The 16333-nt window shown below is 70.3% G+C and carries 15 protein-coding genes; 5 read left to right on the forward strand and 10 right to left on the reverse strand.

Features of this window, described 5'->3' with window-relative positions; genetic code table 11:
* Positions 1-3: 3 nt before the first annotated feature.
* Positions 4-414: a 30S ribosomal protein S16 gene (gene rpsP, locus FE256_RS01260; protein ID WP_138172409.1), complete on the reverse strand. Its 411-nt coding sequence runs from the start codon at positions 412-414 to the stop codon at positions 4-6.
* A gap of 191 nt (positions 415-605) precedes the next feature.
* Between rpsP and FE256_RS01265 the strand changes: the two genes are divergently transcribed.
* Complete coding sequence (locus tag FE256_RS01265; protein ID WP_138172410.1) at positions 606-1769, forward strand: glutamate--cysteine ligase; 1164 nt, start codon at positions 606-608, stop codon at positions 1767-1769.
* A 50-nt stretch (positions 1770-1819) separates the two neighbouring features.
* The gene (locus FE256_RS01270) at positions 1820-2542 is read left to right on the forward strand and encodes an SGNH/GDSL hydrolase family protein (RefSeq protein ID WP_138172411.1); all 723 of its coding nucleotides are present in this window, start codon (positions 1820-1822) and stop codon (positions 2540-2542) included.
* A 9-nt stretch (positions 2543-2551) separates the two neighbouring features.
* Here the strand turns inward: FE256_RS01270 and ffh are convergent, their stop codons facing one another.
* The gene (gene ffh / locus FE256_RS01275) at positions 2552-4096 is read right to left on the reverse strand and encodes a signal recognition particle protein (RefSeq protein WP_138172412.1); all 1545 of its coding nucleotides are present in this window, start codon (positions 4094-4096) and stop codon (positions 2552-2554) included.
* A 43-nt stretch (positions 4097-4139) separates the two neighbouring features.
* On the reverse strand, positions 4140-4697 hold the full coding sequence (locus FE256_RS01280; RefSeq protein WP_138172413.1) for a TetR/AcrR family transcriptional regulator: 558 nt from the start codon (positions 4695-4697) through the stop codon (positions 4140-4142).
* Between the two features lie 31 nt (positions 4698-4728).
* On the opposite strand from FE256_RS01280, the gene lipB reads away from it, so the two are divergent.
* A complete protein-coding gene (gene lipB / locus FE256_RS01285) occupies positions 4729-5403 on the forward strand; it encodes a lipoyl(octanoyl) transferase LipB (protein ID WP_289508565.1) in 675 nt (224 codons plus the stop codon).
* The gene (lipA, locus tag FE256_RS01290) at positions 5400-6434 is read left to right on the forward strand and encodes a lipoyl synthase (RefSeq protein WP_138172415.1); all 1035 of its coding nucleotides are present in this window, start codon (positions 5400-5402) and stop codon (positions 6432-6434) included. Before lipB ends, lipA begins: the two co-directional genes overlap by 4 nt.
* A 54-nt stretch (positions 6435-6488) precedes the next feature.
* On the opposite strand, the gene FE256_RS01295 is transcribed toward lipA, so the two are convergent.
* The 7 genes from FE256_RS01295 to smc all read right to left on the reverse strand — a co-directional run bounded on the left by FE256_RS01295 (position 6489) and on the right by smc (position 15559).
* Complete coding sequence (locus FE256_RS01295; protein WP_138172416.1) at positions 6489-7331, reverse strand: ABC transporter ATP-binding protein; 843 nt, start codon at positions 7329-7331, stop codon at positions 6489-6491.
* Complete coding sequence (locus tag FE256_RS01300) at positions 7328-8350, reverse strand: FecCD family ABC transporter permease (protein WP_138172434.1); 1023 nt, start codon at positions 8348-8350, stop codon at positions 7328-7330. The genes FE256_RS01295 and FE256_RS01300 overlap by 4 nt, the downstream gene beginning before the upstream one ends.
* Positions 8351-8355: 5 nt before the next feature.
* Complete coding sequence (locus FE256_RS01305) at positions 8356-9429, reverse strand: FecCD family ABC transporter permease (RefSeq protein WP_138172417.1); 1074 nt, start codon at positions 9427-9429, stop codon at positions 8356-8358.
* A complete protein-coding gene (locus FE256_RS01310) occupies positions 9389-10432 on the reverse strand; it encodes an iron-siderophore ABC transporter substrate-binding protein (RefSeq protein ID WP_138172418.1) in 1044 nt (347 codons plus the stop codon). Before FE256_RS01310 ends, FE256_RS01305 begins: the two co-directional genes overlap by 41 nt.
* A 150-nt stretch (positions 10433-10582) precedes the next feature.
* Positions 10583-11083, reverse strand: a complete 501-nt coding sequence (locus tag FE256_RS01315; RefSeq protein WP_138172419.1) for a DUF2004 domain-containing protein — start codon at positions 11081-11083, stop codon at positions 10583-10585.
* A gap of 71 nt (positions 11084-11154) precedes the next feature.
* Positions 11155-12027, reverse strand: a complete 873-nt coding sequence (gene ftsY, locus FE256_RS01320; protein ID WP_138172420.1) for a signal recognition particle-docking protein FtsY — start codon at positions 12025-12027, stop codon at positions 11155-11157.
* Between the two features lie 4 nt (positions 12028-12031).
* Positions 12032-15559, reverse strand: a complete 3528-nt coding sequence (gene smc, locus FE256_RS01325; RefSeq protein ID WP_138172421.1) for a chromosome segregation protein SMC — start codon at positions 15557-15559, stop codon at positions 12032-12034.
* 462 nt (positions 15560-16021) lie between these two features.
* On the opposite strand from smc, the gene FE256_RS01330 reads away from it, so the two are divergent.
* Positions 16022-16303: a hypothetical protein gene (locus FE256_RS01330; protein WP_138172422.1), complete on the forward strand. Its 282-nt coding sequence runs from the start codon at positions 16022-16024 to the stop codon at positions 16301-16303.
* Positions 16304-16333 lie beyond the last annotated feature (30 nt).

The following is a 16333-nucleotide window of genomic DNA, read 5'->3' on the forward strand; positions in this document are numbered from 1 at the left end:
GACTTACTCTGCCGAGGTCTCGGCGGCGGGCGCCTCGTCGGCAGGAGCCGCGTCGGCCTTCTTCTCTGCCTTGGGCTTGACGACCGACTTCTTGGAGGCGTCGACCTCGAAGGCGGCCTTGGGCTCGCGGACCTTGACGGTGGACTTCGCGTCCTTGTCGCCCTTGAAGGTGCCCCAGTCGCCCGTGAGCTTGAGGATGGCGCGCACCTGCTCGGTCGGCTGAGCGCCGACACCGAGCCAGTACTGGGCGCGCTCCGAGTCGACCTCGATGAACGAGGGCTCCTCGGTCGGGTGGTACTTGCCGATCTCCTCGATCACACGACCGTCGCGCTTGGTGCGCGAGTCGGCGACGACGATGCGGTAGTACGGCGCACGGATCTTGCCGAGACGCTTGAGACGGATCTTGACAGCCACGAAAACTCCTGGATGGTGGAAAGCGAACGAACCGAACGCCTGGAGCGTGGGGTGCACACCCGGCGGAAGCTCAAAAAGGCGGACCGACACTGGATAGAGGGTCGAGTGGTGGGTCCGACCCTCTATTCTGCCAGATGACACGGCGGGTAGCGAACCCGCTGACTGCCGTGGCGCCGTGTCAGACTGACCGCATGAGGCTCCCCTTCGCACCGTCCGCGCGTTCCTCGGTGGGACTGGAGTGGGAGCTCATGCTCGCCGACCGTGAAACAGGCGATCTCGTCCCCCGCGCGCCGGAGATCCTCGACCTCGTCGAAGAGGCCACCTCGCTGGAACGCTTCACCGTCACCGGCGAGTTGTTGACCAACACGGTCGAGGTCACCAGCGGTGTGGGCCAGACCGTCGCCGCGGCCGTCGACGACATCGCGGACGCCATCGCCGCCCTGCGCACGCAGACCGAGCCGCGCGGCATCGAGTTGCTGTGCGCCGGCAGCCACCCCTTCGCGCAGTGGTTCGACCAGGAGGTCACCGACAAGACGCGCTACCACACGCTCATCGAGCGCACCCAGTGGTGGGGGCGGAACATGATGATCTGGGGCGTCCACGTGCACATCGGCGTCGACGACGTCGACAAGGTCATGCCGATCATCAACGCGCTGACCGTCTACCTCCCGCACCTGCAGGCCCTGTCGGCATCCAGTCCGTTCTGGGCGGGCGAACGCACGGGCTATGCCTCCAACCGCGCCCTCGTGTTTCAACAGCTGCCCACCGCGGGTCTGCCATGGCAACTGCGTGAGTGGGGGGACTTCGAGGCGTACCTCGACGACATGGTGCGCACCGGGGTGATGGCGGATGCCAGCGAGGTCCGCTGGGATATCCGTCCGGCGCCCCACTGGGGCACCGTCGAGATCCGCGCGTGCGACGGCATGTCGACGTTGCCCGAGCTCGCCGCCGTCGCGGCGCTCGCGCAGTCGCTCGTCGAGCACTTCTCGCGCATCCTCGACGCCGGCGGCGAGCTCCCCGGCATCCCGCCCTGGTACGCCCGCGAGAACAAGTGGCGCGCCGCCCGCTACGGGCTGGACGCTCGCGTGATCGTCGACCGGGAGGGCACTCAGCTCCCCGTGCGCGACCACCTGTTCACCACGATGGAGCAGCTCGCCGACGTCGCCACGGAGCTGAAGTGCGCGCGGGAATTCGCGGGACTCGAGACGATCCTCGCCACGGGCGGCAGCTCGGCGCGCCAGATCGCGGTCGCCGACGCCGCCGACGGCGATCTGCGGGCCGTGGTGCAGCATCTGATCCGGGAGTTCCGGGGCGGACCGACTCTCCGCGAACACCTCGCCTCGCTGCGCGTCTGAGCCCCCGGACTCCGCGCGGACTCATAGCTTCGCGGCCGTAGGATCGCGCCATGATCCGTCGGCCCCCTGTCGCGATGACACTGCTCGCCGCCCTCGCGGCCGGCGGGATCGCCACCCTCAGCGGGTGCGCCCCCGCCGCCGGCGAACCGGTGCCCGCGCTGACCTTCGCCGTCCCCACCCCCGCGGCGGCGCACCCGGTCACGGCGTCGACGCCTGCCGTCCGAATGGTCACGCTCGGCGACTCGCTGATGTCCGGCTCCGGTCTGCCGTGGGGCGAGGCCTGGCCCGAGCTCCTCGCCGCGCGCGAGGGAGTCACCTTGACGAACCTCGCGTGCGGCGGGATGGGATTCGTCGTCGACGGCGAATGCGGCACCGCCTACTCCGGCTTCTCCCCCGCGATCGCTGCGCTGCAGCCCGAGCTCATCATCGTGCAGTCCTCGAGCAACGACTTCTGGCAGGACCCCGACGAGATCCGCACGGACACCGACGACACGGTCGCTCAGCTGCACGAGGCCGCGCCGGATGCTCGGATCGTCGGGTTGAGCACCATCTGGAACGACGACCCGGACGTTCCGGACGACACCGCCACGACCTCCGACGCCCTGCACGAGGCGATCGACACCGTCGGGGGGACCTTCATCGACGTCGGACAGCCCCTGGCCGGGCACCCCGACTGGATGCAGGCCGACGAGGTTCACCCCACCGCCCGCGGTCAGCGGGCCATCGAGCAGACCGTGGTGTCAGCGCTGCAGAGCGCCGGCGTCCTGCCCTGATCCCGGGGCTCAGCCGCGGCCGAGCATCTTCTGCAGCTCGGCGAGATCAGCCTCGCTCGGCGCCTTCTGGCCGCCCAGGCCGAAGCCCGAGCCGGTCGCCGGAGCAGCCGCAGCGATGCCGGCGTTCTCGGCGGCGCGCTTGGCGGGGTTGCCCGACCGCGACCCCTTCGCCTTCTGCTGCTTGCCGCGCTTGGACGACGCGCCGGGCTTTCCGCCGACGGGGCCCATACCCGGGATGTTGGGCACACCGCCGCGCGCGACGGTCTTCATCATCTTGGCGGCCTGGTCGAAGCGCTGCACGAGCTGGTTCACATCGGTCACGGTCATTCCCGAGCCGCGGGCGATGCGCAGACGACGCGAGCCGTTGAGGATCTTCGGGTTGCGACGCTCGACGAGCGTCATCGAGCGGATGATCGCCTCGGTGCGGTCGATCTCGCGCTCGTCGAAGTCCTCGAGCTGCTGCTTCATGGAGCCCATACCCGGGAGCATCCCGAGCATCTTCTTCATGGAGCCCATCTTCTTCATCTGCTGCATCTGCTCGAGGAAGTCCTCGAGCGTGAAGGTCTCGGTCGCGAGCTTCTCGGCGACCTTCATCGCCTCGGCCTCGTCGAACGCCTGCTGCGCCTGCTCGATCAGGGTGAGGATGTCACCGAGGTCGAGGATCCGGGATGCCATGCGGTCGGGGTAGAAGGGTTCGACATCGTCGAGCCCTTCACCGGTCGAGGCGAAGATGATCGGGCGACCGGTGACCGAGGCCACCGACAGGGCGGCACCACCGCGCGCGTCGCCGTCGAGCTTGGACAGCACGACGCCGGTGAAGTCGACACCGTCCTGGAAGGCCTTCGCCGTGTTCACGGCATCCTGACCGATCATCGCGTCGATGACGAAGAGCACTTCGTCGGGCTGGGTCGCCGTGCGGATGTCGGCGGCCTGCTTCATCAGCTCGGCGTCGACACCGAGACGACCGGCCGTGTCGATGATGACGATGTCGTGCTGCTGACGCGTCGCGTAGGCGACGCCGTCGCGGGCCACCTTCACGGGATCGCCCACGCCGTTGCCGGGTTCGGGCGCGTAGATCGCGGCACCCGCGCGCTCGGCGACGACCTGCAGCTGGTCCACGGCGTTGGGTCGCTGGAGGTCGCACGCCACGAGAAGCGGGGTGTGGCCGTCCTTCTCGAGCATCTTGGCGAGCTTGCCCGCGAACGTCGTCTTACCCGAACCCTGGAGGCCCGCGAGCATGATCACCGTCGGCGGGTTCTTGGCGAACTGCAGGCGGCGCTGCTGACCGCCCAGGATGCCCACGAGCTCGTCGTTGACGATCTGCACGACCTGCTGCGCCGGGTTCAGGGCGCGGTTGACCTCGTCGCCGAGGGCGCGTTCGCGCACCGCCGCGGTGAACTCCTTCACGACGGGCAGGGCGACGTCGGCGTCGAGCAGGGCGCGACGGATCTCGCGAACCGTCCCGTCGACGTCGGCGGGGGTCAGCTGCCCCTTCTTGCGCAGATTGCGGAAGGTCTCTGTGAGCCGGTCGGAGAGAGTGCCGAAAGTCGCCATGATCCTCCGATTCTACCGGCGGCGGCGCCGTTCGCCGCCCGACTCAGGCGCGCGCCTCCGCGAGGGCCGTGGCGAGGAGGTCTGCCAGGCCCGGACCGCCGGCGGTGTGCTCCGCCCAGGCCCACACCGCCGCGAGCACCGCGGCGGCCACCGCACCCCCGCGCACCTGCGCCCGCAGCCGCTCTTCGCCCTCGCTGACCAGCCGGGCCGAGACCTCGCGCTGCAGCCGGAACTGGCGCTGGGCGCGGTCGCGGTCCAGTTCGGCGGAGAGACCCATGACATCGGCGTTCGCGATCGCCAGCGCGAGGGCGTCGGGCGCGAAGTCCCGACCGATGCAGACGAGCGCCTCCGTCGGCGACGCGGCGGACTCCGTGAGTGCCGCGATGGCCTCGTCGACCCGCTCATCGAACCCCGACCACAGCACGTCGCTCTTCGCCGAGAAGTAGTTGAAGAAGCTCGAGCGGCTGACGCCCGCCCGCTGCGTGATGTCCGAGACGGACGTCGCGTCGTACCCCTGCTCGAGGAACAGCTCGCAGGCCGCCTCCGAGAGCACTTCCCGCGACGAGGCGCGCGGACGACCGCTGCGGGATTCGGAGGCCATGCGAACAGCCTAGGACGCGTGGCTCGTGTGTATTCTTGGACGCAATCCAACAAAGGCGGGAGCGCGGATGCTCGACATCGACCACGTGGGGCTCGCCCCGGACTACGTGCCGTACCTCGACGGCTGGACCCGGCAGCGGGCGGTGCACGCCGACGTCGTGGCGGGAGTCCGCCCCGACACTCTTCTGCTGCTCGAGCACGAGGCCGTGTACACCGCCGGTAAGCGCACCGAGGCGCACGAGCGCCCGACCGACGGCACGCCCGTCATCGACGTGGACCGCGGCGGCAAGATCACATGGCACGGCCCGGGCCAGCTCGTGGGCTATCCCATCGTCCGACTCCCCGAACCCCTCGACGTCGTCGCGCACGTGCGCCGGCTCGAAGGGCTGCTCATCACTGTCCTCGCCCGCCACGGCGTCGACGGCTTCCGCGTCGAGGGACGCAGCGGCGTGTGGGTGCGCCGCCCCCTCGGCACCGACAAGATCGCGGCGATCGGCGTCCGCGTAGAGAGAGGCGTCACCATGCACGGCTTCGCCGTCAACTGCGACAACACGCTCGCGGGCTTCCGCGGCATCATCCCGTGCGGGATCACGGATGCCGGCGTCACCACGGTCAGCGAAGTCGTCGGGGCCGAGGTCTCCCCCGCCGACGTCGTCGGCTCCGTCGAGGACGTCTTCCGGGCCGAGTACGCGGCGGTGGCGGCATGAGCGCCTGCGGGACCGGCACCGCCCAGGGTGCGGCATCCACCGCCCCGAACGGGAGGAAGCTCCTGCGTCTCGAGGTGCGGAACGCCGAGACCCCGATCGAACGCAAGCCCGAGTGGATCAAGACCAAGGCGCGCCTCGGGCCCGAATACACCGCGCTGCAGAACCTCGTGAAGACCGAGGACCTGCACACGGTCTGTCAGGAGGCGGGCTGTCCGAACATCTTCGAGTGCTGGGAGGACCGCGAGGCGACGTTCCTCATCGGCGGCTCGCAGTGCACACGGCGCTGCGACTTCTGCCAGATCGACACCGGCAAGCCCGCGGACTACGACACCGACGAGCCTCGCCGTGTCGCCGAGAGCGTCTCGCGCATGCAGCTGCGCTACGCCACCGTGACGGGCGTCGCGCGCGACGACCTGCCCGACGAGGGCGCCTGGCTGCACGCGGAGACCGTGCGGCGCATCCACGCCGAGAACCCGGGAACAGGCGTCGAAATCCTCGCGACCGACTTCTCGGGCAACCCGGCGCTGCTCGACGAGGTCTTCTCATCGCGGCCCGAGGTCTTCGCGCACAACGTCGAAACGGTGCCCCGCATTTTCAAGCGCATCCGCCCCGCCTTCCGGTACGAGCGCTCCCTCGGCGTGCTGACCGCCGCGCGCGAGGCCGGACTCATCACGAAGTCCAACCTCATCCTCGGCATGGGCGAAGAGCCCGAAGAGGTCGTGCAGGCGCTCCAGGACCTGCACGACGCCGGCACCGACATCATCACGATCACGCAGTACCTGCGTCCCACACCGCGCCACCTGCCGGTGCAGCGGTGGGTCAAGCCCGCCGAGTTCGTGGAGTTCAAAGAGGAGGCCGAGCGCATCGGGTTCCTCGGCGTGCTCGCCGGGCCCCTCGTGCGCTCGTCCTACCGCGCGGGTCGCCTGTGGGCGCAGTCGATGGTGTCGAAAGGACGCGAGATCCCCCCGCACCTCTCCCACCTCGCGAAGGACATCGCCGGAGCCGACGCCGGCTTCGCCCAGGCGGTGTGACGCCGGACGGGCCGACGCCGCGGGGGCGCACGGGCGACCGCGCCGCTCCGCGCATCATTCCCGTTCGCACGCTCGGGTTCCCTCGCCCGGGGCCGGCGTCCGCCGATGCCGGCTGATCGGTGAGACCAGCGGCATCCCCGAGGCGGGGTCGGTCACGATGACGGACTCGATGCCGAACACCTCTCGCACGAGATCGACGTCGACGATCCGCTCCGGGGTGCCCTCGCGCACGATCCGGCCGTTGCACATCGCGATGAGGTGGTCGGCATAGCGGCAGGCGAGCGAGAGCTCGTGCAACACCATGACGATCGTGACGCCCCGCTCGCGATTGAGGTCGGCCAGCAGATCGAGAACCTCGATCTGGTGGCTCACGTCGAGATACGTGGTGGGCTCGTCCAGCAACAGGACATCGGTCTGCTGCGCGAGCGCCATCGCGATCCACACGCGTTGCCTCTGACCACCCGACAGGGAATCGACCGAACGAGCAGCGAGGTCGAGCACTCCCGTCGTCGACATCGCCGCGTCGATGATCTCATCGTCACCGTCGACGCGCCGACGCAACCAGCTCTGGTGCGGATATCGGCCACGAGCGACCAGATCGGCCACCGTGACGCCCTCGGGTGCGACGGGCGACTGCGGCAGCAGACCGAGTCGTCGGGCGACCTCGGCGGTGGGCCGGGATCTGATGTCGGCGCCGTCGAGCAGCACCGTGCCCGCGGACGGGGCGATCAGTCGCGCCAGTGCCCGCAGCAGAGTCGACTTGCCGCACGCATTCGCCCCGACGATGACGGAGATGCGTCCCGGCGGGATCGCGAGAGTGAGGTCTTCGACGACGGGCCGCGCATCGTAGGCGAGTGAGACACCCTCCGCGCGCAGGTCGACGGGTCTGTCGTTCATGTCAGTCCTCCGGGACGAGTACGGGTTCCGCGCGCCAACAGCCACACGAGGTAGGGGGCGCCGACGATTCCGGTCACGACTCCGACGGGGAGGTCGACACCGGGCACGGCATACTGCCCCAGGAGGTCGGCCGCACTGACCAGCGCCGCGCCCACAGCCGCCGCGGCCCAGAGCGACAGCGGCCCCACGCCTCCGATCCGGCGCGCCAACTGCGGCGCGACGAGCGCGACGAAACCGATCGGACCGGCAGCCGAGACGGCGACGGCGGCGAGGACCACCGCGGTGGCGAGCACGCCGATCCGCACGCGTTCGACACGAAAACCCAGAGCGGTCGCGGTTGCGTCGTCGAGCTCGAGTGCCCGCAACCCCCGCCGCTGCGCCGCCAGCGCCAGCACCCCGAGCAACCCGACGATCCCCGTCGAGCCGACGACCGGCCATGCCGCGCCGCCGAGATTGCCGACGAGCCACGTGAACGCCACGCTGACGTCGCGCAGGTCCGACACGGTGAGCAGGTAGCCGGTCACGGCCGATGCGAGCGCGGACACGCCCACGCCCACGAGCACCAGCCGCATGGCGTGGATGCCACGTCGCCACGCGAGGGCACCGATGAGGGCCGCCGACGCGACGCCACCGATCACGACGAACCCTGTCAGTGTCAGACCACTCACGGTAAGGGTCAACACGGCGAACACCCCGACGGCGCCCGCCGAGGCGGTCACACCGAGGACATCGGGGCTGGCCAGCGGATTGCGCAGCACGACCTGGAAGACCGCACCGGCGAGCCCGAGCGCGGCAGCCACCACCACCGCTGCGGTGGCACGCGGCATCCTCACGTCCCACACCACGTAGGTCGCGATCCGGCTGCCCGTGCCGGTGAGGGCGCTCCACACCTCGGCAGGGGTCAAAGCCGCAGCGCCGAGGGACAGCGCCACCGCGGACAGCGCCGCGACCAGGACCAGGCCTCCGGCGACCACGAGAGTGATGCGACGCGTCTCCGCGCGCCGCAGGCGCGCCGTCATGGCGGTCACAGGCCCACCACCCTCATCCGTCGCACGATGGCGATGAAGACCGGGGCGCCCACCACGGCCACCACGACACCGACCTGCACCTCACCCGGCCGAGCGACGACGCGCGCCACAACGTCTGCGGCAACGAGGAAGGCCGCGCCCACAGGCGCGGAGAACGCCAGGATCCAGCGATAGTCGACCCCCGCGAGCAGCCGCACGATGTGCGGCACGACGAGCCCCACGAACGCGATGGGACCCGCCACGGCGGTCGCACCGCCTGCCAGGGCCACGACGATCAGGGCCGCCACCAGCCGCGCACGTCCGACGCGCATCCCCAGACCCGCGGCGGTGTCGTCGCCGAGAGCGAACAGGTTCAGTACTCGGCCTGAGGCGAGCCCCGCCAGCAGTGCGACGACCAGCACCGGCAGCACCGGGAGCAGCACGTCGAGACCGCGGCCCGCGAGCGCGCCCACCTGCCAGAACCGCAGCGCATCGAGAGCGTCCTGCCGGATGAGGAGGACCGCCGAGACCAGACCCGCCAACGCAGCGCTCAGCGCGGCGCCGGCGAGTGAGAGCTTGGCCGGTGTCGCCCCCTCCCGACCACCGGAGGACACCGCCCAGACGACGACGGCGGCAAGGGCTCCGCCGACCCACGCGAACCACATGTACTGGACCGAACCGACCGCCCCGAACACGGTGATGCCGACCACCACCGCGAGAGCGGCTCCCTGATTCACGCCCAGGATGCCGGGATCGGCCAGCGGATTGCGCGTCACGCCCTGCGCAACCGCTCCCGCGATGCCCAGGGCCGCCCCGACCAGGAGGCCCGCCACGGTGCGGGGGACGCGCTTCTCGACGACCGCGATGTGCTCGGGGTTGCCGGGGTCGTAGTGTGCCAGCGCCGTCCAGACCGTCTCGGGCCGGATGTCGGCCGAGCCCACTGCGACACCGAGCAGCGTGACGACGACGAGCACGCCGATGACGATCCCGACCCCGACGAGACGGCGGTGGGCGAGCTCGACGCGGGCGTGGCGGGCAGCGGGAACGACGTCAGCCGACACGCTCGGCGACGGCGGCGAGTTGCGGGACATACCGGTCGAGCATCCACGGGATCGACAGCGCGGTGGGCGCGCTCGAGGCCATCACGAACGACTCGCCGACGATGGGAGCGAACCGTCCGTCCTTCACCTGGGGCATCGCCGCGACGAGCGGGTCGGCGACGAAGGTGTCGGCGGCATCCTGAGTCCCGAAGTAGGCCACGAGCACGTCGGAGCTCAGCGCACCGAGATTCTCGAAGCTCACCTTGTAGAAGTAGCGCGAGGCGTCCGACGCCGGCACGTTCGCCTCGACGCTGGGCGCGACCGTCATGCCGAGTTGCGTGAGCAGCTGCACGCGCGGATCGTTCTCGCGAAAGACGTTGAACGTCTCGGGCTCGTTGTTCGCGCCGTAGACGAAGGTCTTGCCCTTCAGTGCAGGGTACTTCCCGGCCAGCGTCGTGATCTCGTCGTTCGTCCGGGAGACGAGCGCCTCGGCGTCGTCGGACAGGCCGAGGGCTTGCCCGACGATCTTCGTCTGATCCTGCCAGGAGGTGGCCCAGGGCTTGTCGGGGTACGCCACCACGGGCGCGATCTTGCTGAGCTCGTCGAACTGCTCCTGCGTCATTCCGGAGTAGGGCGCGAGGATGACGTCGGGCTTGGCCTGCACGAACTCCTCCACGTTCGGCGTGCTGGTGTCGCCGCCCGAAAGCAGCTGGGGGGTCTGCCCGCCGAGCTCGTCGATGGCGTCCTTGTCCCAAGGGAGCACGCCATCGACTCCGCCATAAGGGAACGCCGGCATAGCCACCGGCACGACACCGAGCGCGAGTACGGCGTCCTGTGCCGACCAGCCCCACGTAGCGACCCGTTCGGGCTTGGCGTCGATGACGGTCTGTCCGAGAGCGGAGTCGATGGTCACCGGGAAACCGTCGGTGGACGGGATGGCGGACTCGGCCGCCGACGGCGCCGTACCCGCGCATCCGGCCATGGCGATCACGCCGGTGACGATGAGGGCGGCGGCTCCGAGGACACGAGCGGGGCGGCGCGAGCGCACGAACATGGGACTCCTTCAGGCGACAGGACCTCGATGATTCCGAGGTAGGCAAGGCTTACCTTACCTGGATGCCGACCCCTCACGTGTCCAGCCCGGGGATGACGAGGGCTTCGACGACGTCGACGAACGGCGCGGAGCGCAGAAACGTCTCCCGGATCAGTCCGCGCTGGAGACGGACTGCACCTTCCCGTCCGACGCGAGGTTGACCAGCAGCACGTCGTCGGTGGCATCCGGATCCAGCGCGTACTCGAGGACGGCGAACGGATCGGTGCCGCCGTGCTCGTCGGCGAGGATCGTCATGCTCATGAGCTGCAACGACTTGATGACGTCGATGTGCGTGTCGCCGGAGGGGTCGCTCAGCAGGTCGTCGAGCTCTTCACCGAGCGTCGCCTGCTGCTGCAGGATGTACTCGGTCACCTCGCTCGTGCGGTCGTCCAGTTCGTCGACCATGGCGTTGCGCGCGGCGAAGTCGATGGCCTCGAGAGAGGCGATCATCGACGCGGCGACATCGAGCGCATCGATCGACACGTCGTCTTGATCGGGGGCCGTGAGATCGACGGTCACGCTCTGGTCACCGAACTCCACGTTCTCAGACCAGAAGATCGAGCCGTCGGGGCCTGACTCGAGAAGGCCGAAGAAGTCGTGCTCGATCGCCATTCCCCCATGAAACCAGCCCGAAGGGTCTCGCGGAAGGCGACCCGCCCGCGCGGCCGAGTGCGATAAAGGGATCAGTCGACGAGCGACGCCGCGAAAACGTGTGGCGTGAAGCCCGTGAGGTCGTTGATGCCTTCGCCCTGCCCGAGCAGTTTCACAGGGATGCCGGTGAGTTCCTGGACTGCCAGGACGAAACCGCCCTTCGCGGAACCGTCGAGCTTCGTGAGCACCAGGCCCGTGACGCCGGCGCTGTCGAGGAAGGCCTGGGCCTGCATCAGACCGTTCTGCCCGGTCGTGGCATCCAGAACCAGGAGGACCTCGCTGATCGGCGCCTGCTTCTCGACGACGCGCTTGATCTTGCCGAGCTCGTCCATGAGCCCGCCCTTGGTGTGGAGGCGCCCGGCCGTGTCGATGAGCACGATCTCGGTGCCCGTCTCTTTGGCGTGGGCGACCGTCTGGAAGGCGACGGATGCCGGATCCTGGCCCTCCTGCTGCGGACGCACGATCGTGGCTCCCCCGCGATCGGCCCACGTGGCGAGCTGGTCGACGGCGGCGGCGCGGAACGTATCGGCGGCCCCGACGACGACCGTTCGGCCGTAGCGCTGGAGGAACTTCGCGAACTTGCCGATCGTCGTGGTCTTCCCCACGCCGTTGACGCCGACGACGAGGACCACCGCGGGCCGCTCGGTCAGACGCAGCGTCGTGTCGAACTTCGCGAAGTGCTCTTCGAGGGTCTCGCGCAGCATGCGCTGGAGATCCTTGGGGTCGGTGGTCCGGTAGCGCTCGACCTTCTCGCGCAACTCGTCGATCAGTCGCTCGGTGACATCGGGACCGAAATCGGCCGTCAACAGAGCCGTCTCGAGGTCGTCCCACGTGGTCTCGTCGATCGTGGGTTTGACGAACAGCCCGCGCAGCGCGCGGCCCAGCGACCAGGAGTTCTCAGCCATTGCTTCAGCTTACGGGGGCGGGTTCCGACGACGCGCGGGCGCGGTCCCCCACGCGCTGCCCGACGACGGCGGAGACGCCGTCCTGCCGCATGGAGACGCCGTACAGCGCGTCGGCGATCTCCATGGTGCGCTTCTGGTGGGTGATCACGATGAGCTGGCTGCTCTCGCGCAGCTTCTCGAACACCCCGAGGAGCCGGCCGAGGTTGGCGTCATCCAGCGCCGCTTCGACCTCGTCGAGGATGTAGAAGGGGCTCGGCCGCGCCGTGAAGATCGCGGTCAGGAACGCCACCGCCGCGAGCGAACGTTCGCCGCCGGACAGCAGCGACAGGCGCTCGATCTTCTTGCCGACGGGGCGCACGGCGACCTCGATCCCCGTCGTCAGGGGATTGTCGGGATCGGTCAGCGCGATACTGCCGGTGCCGCCCGGAAAGAGGATCGGGAAGATCTCGCCGAACGCGACACGGGTGTCCTCGAACGCCGCGACGAAGATCGTCTGCATGCGTTCGTCGAGGTCGGCGATGATCGTCTGCAGGTCGGCGCGTGTCTGTTGGAGGTCGGCGAGCTGCTCGGTCAAGAAGGCGTGCCGCTGCTCCAGCGCGGCGAACTCCTCGAGGGCGAGCGGGTTCACGCGTCCGAGCTGAGCGAGCTTGCGCTCGGCATCCTGAAGTCGACGCTTCTCCGCCGCCCGCTCGAAAGGTACCGCCTCGTCGCCCTCACTGGCCGGAACCGGCTGATCGGGGCCATATTCCGAAACGAGAATGTCCTCGTCGAGCGCGAGCTCGGAGTTCACGCGCTCGAGCAGGCTCGTGACGTGGAGCCGTTTCTCGTGCATCTGCAGTTCCAGACCGTGCACGTTCTCGGTCAGACGTGCCAGGCGCTCCCGCACCGCCGTCTCCTCGCTGCGGGCCCGTGCGAGATCCGCGGTCACGGCGGACCGGGCCGATTCGGCGGCGGCCAATTCCACGCGAGCCCGGCTGACCGACCGGTCGACGGAGTCGAGGAGCGCGGGCAACGCTGCGGACACCTCCGCGGCGATCTCGCGTTGGGCTCGCCGGATCACGGCGCGTCGAGCCACGGCGTCCGCGGCCGCCCGCTCGCGTTCGCGTTGCTGCTCGAGCTGGACGATCCGCGCCTCTCCCGCTCGGACGCGTTCGCGCAGCGCCTCGATGTCGAGTCGCGCGCGCATCTCGTTCTCGCGCGCGGACTCGAGTTCGGCGAGCATCCCTTCGCGCGCCGACGCGTCGAGGAGCGGACGCGGCATCTCGAGGGCGCGCGCGAGCGCCTCGTCGGCGATCCGCGCAGTCTCCTCGGCGTCGGACACCGCGGCTTGCGCTTGCGCCAGACCCGTCTCCAGGCGCTCGCACTCGGCGACCGCGGCCTCGTGGCGGACGGTGACGCGGTTGAGCTTCTCGGCGTGCGCGGCGAGGGCGGCATCGTGAGCGCGCAGCGTCGCGAGCGTCTCCTTCGTGCGCGCACGCGCCTCCGTCAAGGATCGCTGGGCGTCCGCCAGCGCCTCCCGCAGGGAATCGGCGACCACGACGATCTCGTCCAACCGCTCGGCCGCCGCGTCCCGTTCGGCCGCGAGTTCCAGGCGCGATCGGCCCGAACCCGACCCGGCGCGCAGCGTGCGGGAGGTCAGCACCGCGCCGTCGCGCGTGACCACGACCGTCCCCGCCGGACTGTCGGCCAGGGTGGCGCGGACACGCTCGGCGGCCGCGAGATCGTCGACGATGATCACGCCCGACAGGATGCCGCGCACGCCCGCTGGCGCCGAGACGACGTCGACCGCCCGCACCCCGCCGTCCAACGAGACGCCGGAGTCGGCATCCGGGGCATCCGCGATCGCGATCTCGACCACTCCGAGGTCGCCCTCGCGCGCCGCCCGCGCCGCCGAGAACGCCGCCGCAGCGTCATCGACGAGCAGCCCCTCGGCGAGTGAGCCGAGCGCCGCAGCGATCGCCGCCTCGTACCCGGCGGTGACCTTGACGGCATCGCCGACGAGCCCGCGGATGCCGGCTCCCCCGGTGGCCGCGAGATCCGCCGCCGCGTTGCGGACGTCCAGCGCCCGGCCGAGCGCCGTGGTCTGCGCCGTCAGGGCGTCGCGTTCGCGTTCGGCGGCGTGGAGGCGCTCGCGCAACGCAGCGACCTCCGTCTCGGTGTCATTGGTCTCGCGCTGTGCGCGCTCGTACGCGGCAGCGTGTTCGGCCGTCGACTCCTCGGGCGTGACGTCGGGGTCGAGCGCGGCGCGCGCTTCCTCCGCCTCGGCGCGGCGCTCGAGTGCGGCATCCAGGGCTCGCTGCTGCCGCTCGACCGCACCGCGCACGGCGGCCAGCCCGGAGGCCGCTGCCTCCGCCGAGCCGCGGAGCGCGGTGAGCTTCATGTCGTGCGCGGAGACGAGAGCGCTCTGCGCGGCGATGTCGGCGTCGAGCGCGTCGAGTTCGGCGCGCGCCCGGGCGACACCGCGCGCCGCGTCCGCCGCGGCATCCTGCGCGTCGCCCAACCCGCCGGCGATGTCGTCGACCTCGGACCGGACGTCGTCGATGGTCGACTGGCTCACGGTGGGAGCCTGCGACGACGCGTCGAGGTCGTCGTCGGCGAGGAGCGTGAGGCGCTGCCCCGCCAGCGTGTACAGCCCGCGCAGGCGCTCCTGCACCTGTTCGAGCGAGAACGCGACGCGGCGAGCCCGATCCACGGCCTCGGACCGCTGTTCCTCCTCGAGGCGTTCGACGCGCTGACGCACGCCGTCCGCCTGGTCCTGCAGCATGAGGCGCTCGGTATGCCGCTCACTCTCGGCCGCGGCCGCGTCGGCGAGCTCGCGGCGCAACCGCACGAGTTCATCGGCGAACAGCCGCGCCTTCGCGTCGCGCAGCACGGCCGCGATCGTCGCTGCCTCGCGCGCGATCTCGGCCTGCTTCCCGAGCGGCTTGAGTTGCCGGCGCAGTTCGCCGGCGAGATCGCTCAGCCGCGTGAGGTTGGTCTCCATGGCCTCGAGCTTGCGAACGGTCTTCTCTTTGCGGCGGCGGTGCTTGAGGATGCCCGCGGCCTCCTCGATGAACCCGCGCCGTTCTTCGGCCGAGGCCTGCAGTACCGTGTCGAGGCGCCCCTGCCCGATGATCACGTGCATCTCTCTCCCGAGACCCGAGTCGCTGAGCAACTCCTGCACGTCGAGCAGACGGCACGTCTGCCCGTTGATCGCGTACTCGCTCGCCCCGGTGCGGAACAGCGTGCGACTGATCGTGACCTCGCTGTAGTCGATCGGGAGCGCGCCGTCGGCGTTGTCGATCGTCAACTGCACCTCGGCTCGCCCGAGGGGACCGCGGGTCGACGTACCCGCGAAGATGACGTCCTCCATCTTGCCGCCGCGAAGGGTCTTGGCCCCCTGCTCCCCCATCACCCACGCGAGCGCGTCGACGACATTGGACTTGCCCGAGCCGTTGGGCCCCACGATGCACGTCACCCCGGGTTCCAGTGCGAACGTCGTCGACTGCGCGAAGGACTTGAAGCCCTTGAGCGTGACGCTCTTGAGGTGCATGCCGATGCGCCTTCCCGACCGGTGAACTTCCGCCTCACGCTACCCGAAGACCCGCGGAATCCCGCAGTGGCTGGCCGGTCCAGCCCTCGCCCGACGCGCCCGGGAGCCCACCGTTTCTGGATCTTCGCTTGACATTCGCTGAACCCGTTCGCTAGCGTCGGGGGTCGCAACCGACGTCGAAAGGAGGTCACCCCCATGATTCGCAACACCACCGGCTTTATCGCCACCGGCTTCACCGCCGCTCCCGTGCTGTCCGCATCCCTGCGCGGAGTGACCGCCGCCGTCGGCATGCCTGCTCGCCAGGCGTGACCTCGCCGCGTTGAGACGCTCGATCGTCTCCGCTCCCGCGACGCCGTCCGATCATCGGATGCCGCGCGCCCGGGTCCTCTGAGACCTGTCCGCCCGTTGCCGGCCCCGCCGCACGTGGCCTCACTGCTCGTTCTTCCTCATCGGAGCCTCCGCATGAACATCTCGCTCACGCGCGCGCCGCAGCACGCGGCATCCGCGCTCACCCTCCCCGTCGTCGAGACCTCGGCCCAGCGGGGCCTGGGTCCCGTCGACCGTCTCTCCCTCCGCCTCGGCCTCTGGCTGCTCGTCCGCGCCGCGGCGCGCGCCGACGAGGCGACGCGCCGCGCGGCACGCGCTGCCGACGTCGCCGACCTCGCCCGCCGCAACGCCCGCGACCGGGTCCGGCGCGAGGCCGAATGGCAGCGAGCGGCACTGCGCCTGCGTCCCCCGCTGTGACCGGGTGGGGTCGGACTCCCGGCCCCACCC

Origin of the sequence: Microbacterium sp. 5K110, from assembly GCF_005774735.1 — a bacterium.
In the GTDB taxonomy this organism is placed as follows: Bacteria; Actinomycetota; Actinomycetes; order Actinomycetales; family Microbacteriaceae; genus Microbacterium.